Raw genomic sequence first — 8,277 nt, forward strand, 5'->3', positions numbered from 1 at the left:
GCGCCCCTTTTTCGTAAGTTCGGTATGAACGCCGCGCCACAGTCGGCGACACATCATGGGGAGCCTATCGTGAAACGCGCCGCCTTCTTCGTCGCCACGGCCTTGTGCGCCGCGCCGCTCGCGCTCGCCGCCCTGCCGTTCGAGGCCGCCGCCCAGACCAGGCCCGCGCCCTACAAGGCGCCGCGCACGGCCTTCGGGCAGCCGGACCTCGGCGGCTACTGGTCGAACTCCACCCTCACCCCGATGCTCCGCCCGGCCAAGTATGGCGATCGCCTGGTCCACACCGAGGACGAGGTGAAGGCCATGGAGCAGGCGGTCATCCAGGAGGTCGAGGAGGGCAACAAGCCCACCGATCCCAACGCCCCGGCCGAGGCGCCGCCGCCGGCCGGCAACGTCCGGCCCGAGTTCGCCGCCGCCGGCGGCGACGTGGGCGGCTACAACCGCGGCTGGCTGGATCCCGGCCACAGCGTCATGCGCGTCCGCGGCGAGCCCCGCACCTCGCTGCTGACCACGCCCAACGGCCAGCCGCCGAAGCGCAAGGCGGGCGCGCCCGCGCCGGCCGGCCTCTCCCGCACGGGCGGCGGCGGCGGCATGGGCTCGTTCGACAACCCCGAGAACCGGTCGCTGGGCGAGCGCTGCATCATCGGCTTCGGCCGCAACGCCGGCCCGCCGATGTTCCCCAACGGCTTCTACAACAACAACTACCAGTTCGTTCAGAGCCCCACGACGGTCAGCATCCTCGTGGAGATGAACCACGACGCCCGCATCATCCGGCTGAACGACAAGCACCGCGCCGACAACGTCCGCCCCTACTTCGGCGACTCCATCGGCTGGTGGGACGGCGACACCCTGGTGGTGGAGACCACCCACATCCCGCAGCGCCAGGCGTTCATGGGCTCCTGGGAGAACCTGAAGGTCACCGAGCGCTTCACCCGGGTGGCCAAGGACCGGCTGCACTACGCCTTCACGGTCGAGGACCCCACCCTGTGGGACCAGCCCTGGGGCGGCGAGTACGAGATGAGCCCGCTCGACGGCGTGATCTACGAGTACGCCTGTCACGAGGGGAACTACGCGCTTGAGGGCATCCTCGGCGGCGCCCGCCAGGAGGAGCGGGACAAGGCGGCCGCCGCGGCGGCCCCGGCCAAGCCCGCGCCGGCCAAAGGCGGCAAGGTCCCGGCCAAGGGCGCCGACTGACGCTTCCGCAGGCGGTGTGCGCCCTGCGCGCACCGCCTGTGTGACTTCCGGCACACACTGAACGCGATGCGGCGCCGCACCATCTTGCGCGCACCGTCCCTTCGCCTAAATCGCCGCTATGCATCGTCGAGTTGTCACCGCCGCCGTGGCCGCCACGGCGTTTTTCATGGCCGGCCAGTCCGCGCTGGCTCAGCCGGCCACCGCCGACGCCTTCGGCGTCTGGCGCAATCCCAAGGACAACGTCCGGGTGGAGATCCGCCCGTGCGGCGCCGCGGCCTGCGGCACCGTGGTCTGGGCCTCGCCCAAGGCCCAGGCCAAGGCCCGCGAGGCCGGGACCCCCAGCCTGGTCGGCACCCAGGTGCTGAAGAACCTGGAGCTGGACGAGCGCCGCGGCGTCTGGCGCGGCAAGGTCTTCGTGCCCGAGCTGAACCGCAACTTCACCGGCATCGCCGAGCCGGTGGACGCCGGGCGCCTGCGCGCCAAGGGCTGCGTGATCGGCGGCTTCCTGTGCAAGTCGCAGGTCTGGACCAAGATCACCTGAGGCCTCAGGCCACGCCGGCCGCCGCCCTCCGCGGGCGGCCCGCGCCGCGCTTCGTCCGCACCCACTCGTAGACCATCAGCGCGAGGGCGGTGAGCATCGGCGCGGCGGCCAGCGCCGTGCCGCGGATCGGCCGCGGCACGAAGTCCGGCTGGCCCAGGAAGAAGGCGCCCGAGGCGATCGCCAGGGCCGCGCACATCCGCCAGAGGTGCCGCGCGATCCGCTCGCGCCGCTCGAGGCCGCCGCGGCCGATCGCCCGCCAGTCGGCCGCGGCCGCCAGGCCCGCGATGGCCGCGAAGACGAAGGCGGGGGCATAGGCCTCGAGCCGCCCGGAGCCGGCTTTCGCCGCCAGCAGCCCCAGGCCGGCGAGCGCCATCCCCGTCGCCGCCACGGCGCCCGCCGCCTCGATGCGCCCCGGCGCGCCGCGGTTGCGGGCGGCCGTCCAGCCGGTGACCACAAGGTAGAGCGTCACCGCCCCGGCCATGGTGTTCACCCACTGCGCCTCCGGCAGGAACGGCGCCACGCCCGCGCCGACCCCGGCCATGGCCACCATGCCGGCGAAGAACAGGGCGCCGGCGCGCCGGTGCAGCCGTCCGCCCCGGCGGGCGAACAGAGTCACGAAGCCCGCGCCCAGTCCGACGGCGCCGCCGGCGATGTGCGCGAACAGCAGGGCGCCGGCGCCGAGGTGCAGGATCAGCGGGGCGCCGGGCGGGGCTTCGAGGTTCATGCGGGACTCCAGGCCATCGCCCGCGAGCATCGCCCCTGCGCCGCCCGTCCGGCCATGACCGCTGGCGACAGAAGCGTGACCGCAGGTCGCATCGGCTGCATCCACTTGGCCCCGCCGGCGCCTCTAGGCGGTGGAGACAGCGCGAAGGATGGCCGTGGCGGAGCGCACCTACGAGGCCGGGATTGTCCGGGGCCTGTTCAGGTACGCGGTCGGCCGCGGCGCCGACCCGGCCGCGCTCACCGCCGGCAGCGGCGTCGATCCCGCGGCGCTGGAGGACCCGGACCAGCGGGTCCCGTTCGAGGCCTATGTGGCCCTGATGCGGGCCGCCAAGTCGCTCACCGGCGACCCGGCGCTGGCGCTGCGCTACGCCGAGCACGTGGACTTCTCCGAGGTGTCGGTCGTCGGCCTGCTGACGCTCGCCTCGCGCACCATGCTGGAGGCCCTGGAGCAGATGAACCGCTACGGCCGGCTGGCGGTGGAGGTGGACGGCGTGGCCCCCGCCGCCGACCGCTTCGTGCTGAGCCGCGACGGCGAGGCGGTCTGGCTGACCGACACCCGCCAGGGCCCCAACCTGTTCCCCGAGCTCACCGAGACGACCTTCGGCCGCATGGCCTGCGGTCCCCGGGCCATGGGCATGGTCCCCTTCGTCCTGGCCGTCGAGGTCACGCATCCCGACCCCGGCTATCCGGAGGACTACCGGCGGGTGTTCGAGGCCCCGGTGACCTTCGGCGCACCGCGCAACGCCCTGCGGCTGAACCCGGCCTTCCTGGACGCGCCGGTGGGCCGCCTGCCGGTCTACGTCTTCGGCGTGCTCAGCGACCGCGCGGCGGCCCTGCTCCGCAAGCTGGAGAGCGCCGAGACCGTGCGCGGCCGCGTGGAGGCCTTGCTGATGCCGGTGCTGCACCGGGGCGACATCGGCATGGAGGACGTGGCCGCCCGCCTGGGCGTCAGCCGCCAGACCCTGTTCCGCAGGCTGCGCGCCGAGGGCGTGACCTTCGAGAAGGTTTGCGACGAGCTCCGCCACCGGCTGGCGCTGCACTACCTGGCCAACCCGAAGGTCTCGATCAACGAGGCGGCCTACCTTGTGGGCTTCTCCGAGCCGGCCGCCTTCTCGCGGGCCTTCAAGCGGTGGACGGGCCTGAGCCCCCGGGCGTTCCGCGCCGGGGGGCCGGGCGAGGCCTAGGGCGCGGTCGCCGCCTGGCGCACCGCGTTCACGAACGCCGTGCGGGCGGCGCCCAGCTCGCGGCCGGTGGCCTGCGGCCAGGCCGAATTGACGACGATCACCAGCCGGTCGTCCCGGAAGGTGGTGATCGACTGGCCGAAGATGCCCGAGGCGTCGTAGCTGCCGTTGGGGCGCATCCACCAGAAATAGCCATAGCCGGGCGCCGGCGCGCCGTTGGTGATCTGCGGGCTGGTGGCCTCTTGCGTCCAGCCGGCTGGCAGCACCGCCTTGCCGCCCGCCTTGCCGCCGTCGAGGATGAACTGGCCCACGCGGCCGTAGTCCCGCAGCGTCATCGAGATGCAGCAGCCGCCGCGCTCATGGCCGGCCAGATCGGTCATCCAGATGCCGTCCCGCTCCATGCCGTACGGCTTCCAGAGCTTCTCTGACGCATAGTCGGCCAGCGGCTTGCCCACCGCATTCGACACCAGCACGCCCACCAGGTCGGTCTCGCCGGTGTTGTAGGTGAACTTGGTCCCCGGCTCGTTGGCCCGCGGCAGCCTGCGCATGTAGCTGACGATCGGGTTCACCCCCGGCTCCTGGATCGCCGCGCCCGCCCGGGCCACGTCCGAGTTCGGATCGGTGTAGTCCTCGTTCCACTTCACGCCCGAGCTCATCATCAGGAGCTGGCGGACCGTGACGCCGTCGTAGGCCGAGCCCTTCAGCTCGGGGATGTAGTCGGTGACCGGGTCGCCCAGGCCCTTGATCTTGCCGTCCTGGATCGCCGCGCCCACCAGGGTCGAGGTGACAGACTTCGCCACGGAGAACGAGGTCCAGCGGTCCTGCGGCTTCCGGCCCAGGCCGTAGCGCTCGAGCAGGATCTTGCCGTCCTTCAGGACCAGCACGCCTGAGACATTGTAGGCCTTCATGTAGTCGTCGACGGTGAAGGTCCGGCCGCCGTACTCGAAGGTCGGCGCGATCTGCCGCGCCGCCTTGGGCAGGGGATGGACCTTGTCGCCCCGGGCGATGGTCCGCACCCGGTAGACCGTCTCGATGGCGGGGTACCATTCCGCCTGCTGCTGCGGCGTCCACTGCAGGATGGACGGCACGTCCGGCTTCACCGGAACCTGGGCCAGCGCCGGCCCGGCGCTCAGGGCGGCGGCCGAGATCGCGCCGGCGAGCGCGGCGGTGAGGCGATGCATGTGGTTTCCCCCGTTCGTTTGCGGGGGACAGTAGCACCCGCCGCCGGCTTCGCCAGCCGCCGCTCCGCGCCGCCCGCCCCGGCGGACGCCGGGGCGGGCGGGGGACGGGCAGGGGCTCCCTTAGGCGGCGAGCCGCCGGCCTTCGCGGCGGACCAGCGGCTTGGCGGCGCGGCGCTCGGCCAGCAGCGCCTGTTCCAGGCTGTGCTCGCCGGCCCGTCCCGCGGCCACGATCAGGGTCTGGTCGAGCAGGTCGCGCTGCGCGTGGCTGCCGCCGAACCGGGCCGCCTGGTTGCGCACGCCGCGCAGCAGCTCCACCGCCCGGGCGTAGTCGCCGTGGCCGAACGCATGCACCGCCCGGCTCACGGCCAGCCCGGCCTCGCGGACGAACATCGCGTTGTCGCCCGGCGCCTCCAGGGCGGCCGCCTGCAGGTCCAGCAGCTCGCGCGCGGCGTCCTCGCGGCCGGCCGAGACCAGGGCCATCATCCGGTGCGCGTCGGTGAAGGCGTAGCCGCCCGCCGGCTGGGTCTCGAACACATCGGCCACCGCGTCCCAGCGGGCCTGCCCCACCACGACGCCCCGCAGGCTGAGCCGCCAGAGCAGGGCGGCGGCGTCGATCATGTCGAAGGCCGCGCCCGACCGGGGGCCGAAGATCGGGCCGTCGAACAGCTCCAGCGCGGCCTCTGTGTCGCCGAGCCCGATGTGGAACAGCGCCAGGTGCCACCAGTTGTGGATGGCGAAGAAGCTCTCCTCCACCCACGGCTGGCCGTCCTGGGTCATCCAGGCGACGCCCTCCTCCCGGCGGTCCTCCATCTCCAGGACGTGGGCGACGGCGTGCTGCGCCCAGTTGTTGCGCGGCTGCAGCGCCACGGCCTCGCGCCCCGCCGCCTCGGCCCGGGCGTAGTCGCCCATCTCTTCCAGGCCGAAGGCGTACATGCCGAGCATGGCGTGGTAGTCGGGCGTGTCCCGCGACCAGGCCGGCATGGCGCGGGCGATGCGGTCGCGCATCATCCGGCTGTCGCCCAGCAGGAAGTCGAGGTTCTGCCCCACCAGCAGCGCCAGGGAGTCCCGGGGGCAGGCGATGGAGACGTCCTCCAGGATGCGGGCCGCGGCGCGGATCTCCCCGGCCAGCAGCCGGTCGAGGGCGGCGAGGTGGCCCTGCTCGCGGGACGTGGCGGGCAGGCGACGGGCGGTCTCGAACGCCGCGACTCCGACCTGCGCCTGCTCGGCGGTCCCGCCGATCAGGTTCATGTAGGCCTTGAGCACATGGGCCATGAGGAAGTCCGGGGCCACGTCGATGGCCGCCTCGGCGAACCCCGGCGCGTCGCCGGCGTAACAATGATATGAATTCAGCGCGAAGCGGTAGAATTCCGCCGCCATGCTGTTCGCGCCGGACAGAACGATCCCGTGATGGTCCTTCGTAGGCATTTTCTCTCTCCTCGATGAAGGGCGAGAGGGGTACTTCCTCCGACCGACCGCCTCTAGCGGTCGCGTGGTGCTGTTCATCGAACACAGAAATTCCGCTGTGTTTGCAGTAGACTGGCGCCTGGAGTTGCAGGGGATGCGTCGCCATGGATGGCCCATCGGAGACGAGAACTGCACCGGCGGTGCAGTCGGCGCCGCGCTCGAAGGGCGAGCGCACGCGCGCGCGGCTTCTCGACCTCACCTATGACTCCGTGATCCGGAAGGGCTTCGCCGCGACCTCGATCGAGGAACTGGTCGAGGCGGCGGGGATCACCAAGAGCGGCTTCTTCTATCACTTCAAGGACAAGCAGGATCTCGCCCGCCACCTGATCCAGCGCTACGCCGGGGACAACCAGGTGTTCCTCGACGAGATGTTCCGCCGTGCGCGCGAGCTGTCGGACGACCCGCTCCACGGCTTCCTGATCTTCCTCAAGCTCTACGCCGAGGCCATGGAAGATCTGGCCGCCGATCACCCGGGGTGCCTGGTGGCGACGGTCACCTTCCAGGACATGAGCTGGGACCACGCCACCCGGCGGATGACCGCCGAGAGCGTGCAGGACTGGCGCGCCAAGATCGTCGGCTGGCTGGAGGAGATCGCCCGCACCTATCCGCCCCGCGGCAGGCCGAGCCCGCCGACCTCGCCGACGCCATCCTCGCCTTCACCTACGGCGGCATGACGCTGTCGAAGGCGCTCGGCGACACCCGGGTGATCGCGCGACAGGCCCTGATGTTCCGCGAGACCATCCGGCTGCACTTCCTGGGCGCCTGATTGTTCCCTTGGCGGCCCCCGTGCGTTAGCCACGGGTCATGGCCGAGTTCGATTTCGACGCGGTGGTCGTGGGGGCGGGCGCCGTGGGCCTGGCCTGCGGCTACGCCCTTGCCCGCCGCGGTCTTGCGGTCGCCGTGCTGGAGCGCGAGGCCGCCATCGGCCAGGGCGTCTCCTCGCGCAATTCCGAGGTGATCCACGGGGGGCTCTACTACCCCACCGGCTCCCTGAAGGCCGAGCTGTGCGTCAGGGGCCGGCGGATGCTCTACGCCTTCCTCGACGCCCACCACGTCGACTACGACCGCTGCGGCAAGCTGGTGGTGGCCACCACGGCGGAAGAGGTCGCCCGCCTCGACGCCATCTACGACCAGGCCGTCACGAACGATGTCGAGGGCATGCGCAAGCTCACCCGGGCCGAGGCCCGCGCGCTCGAGCCGGAGCTGGCCTGCGAGGGCGCGCTGCTGTCGCCCGAGAGCGGCGTCTTCGACAGCCACGGCTATATGCTGGCCCTGCAGGGCGAGATCGAACAGGCCGGCGGCGCGGTCGTCCTCTCCACACCGTTCGAAGGCGCGACCCCGCTGCCCGACGGGGGCTTCGAGGTCCGCGCCGGGGGCGAGGAGCCCGCCGTGCTCACCTGCCGGCTGCTGGTCACCGCGCCCGGCCTCTCCGCCCAGGGCGTGGCGGCGAACATCGCGGGCTTCCCGGCCGAGCTCATCCCGCCCGCCCACTACGGCAAGGGCATGTATTTCCGGCTGGTGGGCAAGGCGCCCTTCGCCCGCCTGATCTATCCGCCACCCATACCCGGCGCGCTCGGCACCCACTACCGCCGTGACCTTGGCGGCCAGGCGGTGTTCGGCCCCGACCTCAACTACGTGGACGAGCTCGACTATTCCGTCGACCCCGACGCCGCGCCCGGCTTCTACCGCTACATCCGCAAGTTCTGGCCGGGCCTGCCGGACGACAGCCTGACGCCCGACTACGCCGGCATCCGTCCCAAGATTCACGGGCCCGGGGAGCCGCACAGCGACTTCCGCATCGACGGCCCGGATGTCCACCGGGTCCCCGGCCTCGCCGCCCTGTTCGGCATCGAAAGCCCCGGCCTGACCTCCTCCCTCGCCATCGGCGAAAAGGCCGCCGAACGCCTTGGCCTCCCGCCGGCTGAGGCGGGCGCCTGACCTAGTTCCTCCCCCCTCGGGGAGGTGGCCCGAAGGGCCGGAAGGGGGTCCGCCC

Annotated in this window: 8 protein-coding genes; 5 read left to right on the forward strand and 3 right to left on the reverse strand. The window is 72.2% G+C overall.

Annotated elements, in window-relative coordinates; translation table 11 throughout:
• Positions 1-69 precede the first annotated feature (69 nt).
• Together ACE3Q8_RS11605 and ACE3Q8_RS11610 are read left to right on the forward strand one after the other, a co-directional pair.
• Positions 70-1,194 (forward strand): hypothetical protein, encoded by a 1,125-nt coding sequence (locus ACE3Q8_RS11605; RefSeq protein WP_374470427.1) that lies wholly within the window; start codon positions 70-72, stop codon positions 1,192-1,194.
• Positions 1,195-1,312: 118 nt separating this feature from the next.
• Complete coding sequence (locus tag ACE3Q8_RS11610) at positions 1,313-1,735, forward strand: DUF2147 domain-containing protein (protein WP_374470428.1); 423 nt, start codon at positions 1,313-1,315, stop codon at positions 1,733-1,735.
• A gap of 4 nt (positions 1,736-1,739) precedes the next feature.
• On the opposite strand, the gene ACE3Q8_RS11615 is transcribed toward ACE3Q8_RS11610, so the two are convergent.
• Positions 1,740-2,459 (reverse strand): hypothetical protein, encoded by a 720-nt coding sequence (locus ACE3Q8_RS11615; protein WP_374470429.1) that lies wholly within the window; start codon positions 2,457-2,459, stop codon positions 1,740-1,742.
• A 148-nt stretch (positions 2,460-2,607) separates the two neighbouring features.
• Between ACE3Q8_RS11615 and ACE3Q8_RS11620 the strand changes: the two genes are divergently transcribed.
• A complete protein-coding gene (locus ACE3Q8_RS11620; RefSeq protein ID WP_374470430.1) occupies positions 2,608-3,642 on the forward strand; it encodes an AraC family transcriptional regulator in 1,035 nt (344 codons plus the stop codon).
• On the opposite strand, the gene ACE3Q8_RS11625 is transcribed toward ACE3Q8_RS11620, so the two are convergent.
• Positions 3,639-4,820, reverse strand: a complete 1,182-nt coding sequence (locus ACE3Q8_RS11625) for a serine hydrolase domain-containing protein (RefSeq protein ID WP_374470431.1) — start codon at positions 4,818-4,820, stop codon at positions 3,639-3,641. The genes ACE3Q8_RS11620 and ACE3Q8_RS11625 overlap by 4 nt on opposite strands.
• 120 nt (positions 4,821-4,940) lie before the next feature.
• Complete coding sequence (locus tag ACE3Q8_RS11630) at positions 4,941-6,245, reverse strand: tetratricopeptide repeat protein (protein WP_374470432.1); 1,305 nt, start codon at positions 6,243-6,245, stop codon at positions 4,941-4,943.
• A 143-nt stretch (positions 6,246-6,388) separates the two neighbouring features.
• On the opposite strand from ACE3Q8_RS11630, the gene ACE3Q8_RS11635 reads away from it, so the two are divergent.
• Together ACE3Q8_RS11635 and ACE3Q8_RS11640 are read left to right on the forward strand one after the other, a co-directional pair.
• Positions 6,389-6,958, forward strand: a complete 570-nt coding sequence (locus tag ACE3Q8_RS11635; protein WP_374470433.1) for a TetR/AcrR family transcriptional regulator — start codon at positions 6,389-6,391, stop codon at positions 6,956-6,958.
• Positions 6,959-7,088: 130 nt separating this feature from the next.
• Positions 7,089-8,222, forward strand: coding sequence for an NAD(P)/FAD-dependent oxidoreductase (locus ACE3Q8_RS11640; RefSeq protein WP_374470434.1), 1,134 nt, complete (start codon positions 7,089-7,091; stop codon positions 8,220-8,222).
• Positions 8,223-8,277: the final 55 nt, after the last annotated feature.

It is taken from the genome of Phenylobacterium sp., from assembly GCF_041913825.1.
Taxonomy (GTDB): domain Bacteria; phylum Pseudomonadota; class Alphaproteobacteria; order Caulobacterales; family Caulobacteraceae; genus Phenylobacterium.